The 1491-nt window shown below is 61.6% G+C and carries 2 tRNA genes and 2 rRNA genes; all 4 read right to left on the reverse strand.

The features are described 5' to 3' along the window. Window positions 1-567, reverse strand: a 23S ribosomal RNA gene (locus AC11W3_RS17425); the annotation flags it as partial. 386 nt (window positions 568-953) lie between these two features. Beyond that, window positions 954-1029: transfer RNA gene (locus tag AC11W3_RS17430), tRNA-Ala, on the reverse strand. 12 nt (window positions 1030-1041) lie between these two features. Continuing rightward, window positions 1042-1118 (reverse strand) — tRNA-Ile (locus AC11W3_RS17435). Window positions 1119-1381: 263 nt separating this feature from the next. Continuing rightward, a 16S ribosomal RNA gene (locus AC11W3_RS17440) occupies window positions 1382-1491 on the reverse strand; the annotation flags it as partial.

A 1491-nucleotide genomic window follows, 5' to 3' on the forward strand; every position in this document is an offset into this window, starting at 1 on the left:
GGGTGCTTTTCACCTTTCCCTCACGGTACTCGTTCACTATCGGTCGCCAAGAGTATTTAGCCTTGGACGGTGGTCCGCCCAGCTTCCCACATGAGAGACCTTCCACGTGGTACTCAGGTGGTCGATCGTGGAGGCCATATCGCTTTCGCCTACGGGGCTGTCACCCTCTCTGGCCTGCCTTTCCTGACAGGTTCGACTAGCGAATGGCTTTGTGACTCCACCGGGTCCATGCAGGGACCCGAAGATCGGCTCCTACAACCCCCACTCAGAAACGGCTGCAACCTATCTCGCTGAGTGGGTTTGGGCTCTTCCCGTTTCGCTCGCCACTACTCAGGGAATGTTCTCTTTTCCTCCAGCTACTGAGATGTTTCAGTTCGCTGGCTTACCTCCGCCTGGCCTATTTGGTTCAGCCAGGGGTGATCGGGCATTACCCCGACCGGGTTTCCCCATTCGGACATCTCCGGATCAACGTCTGCTCGCGACTCCCCGAAGCTTTTCGCAGCCTGCCGCGTCCTTCATCGGCTCTTGGCGCCAAGGCATCCACCTCGTGCCCTATGTAGCTTGACCCCCCCAGCATCTGACCAAGAGGTCGGTCGCCGGATGGGGATCGATCGAGATGATCCTTGATAACTCGGCGAAATCGAAGATCTCGATTTACTGCCGAAACACGTATCCAGTTGTTAAGGTGCGCCCCGCCTTTCGACGGAGCTCTCGCCGGCGCCTCTGCGCCGACGGGTCCCAGCGGTCCGCTGGTCGGTGGCCTCGTCACGCGAGGACACGGATCAGGGGGGCGATGGAGGCCGAGACACGTGGCGACGGCTCGAGGACCAGCCTTCGAGCCGTCGTGAGACAGCGCCTGGGACCCGAGGGTCGTCTCGGGTCTCTACCCGAGCCTATTCGATTTCGTGATGGATGCTGCCTCGCAGGTGGAGGTTCCTCCGTGCGATCGAGGGTGGTGGAGACGAGGAGACTCGAACTCCTGACCCTCTCCTTGCAAAGGAGATGCTCTGCCAACTGAGCTACGTCCCCGTCGGGGCGAAGTGGTGGGCGTTTCTGGACTCGAACCAGAGACCTCTGCCTTATCAGGGCAGTGCTCTAACCAGCTGAGCTAAACGCCCGCCGGGCGGTGCCGACTGTCCTTGGGTCGACACGCGGTCGACGCCGGCGGCTGCATCCTTAACCAGTGAAGAGTGACAGGAAGTCCGTTTCCGGATGTGTGAGCGGGGTTCGGTGTCTCGCCAGGTCGCGGTCGGTCTGCGCCGACACCCGAGAGCGTCGACGAGCACCCCACCTGGCGGGGGGTGCCGAGTGACCGTGCGATCAACCATAGGAGCCTTCAACGCCGGGATCCCACCGTGGACCCCGACTCGGATCTCCCTAGAAAGGAGGTGATCCAGCCGCACCTTCCGGTACGGCTACCTTGTTACGACTTCGTCCCAATCACCGACCCCACCTTCGACGGCTGCCTCCTTGCGGTTGGCCCACCGGCTT

The sequence above is a fragment of the Geomonas sp. genome (assembly GCF_056994735.1).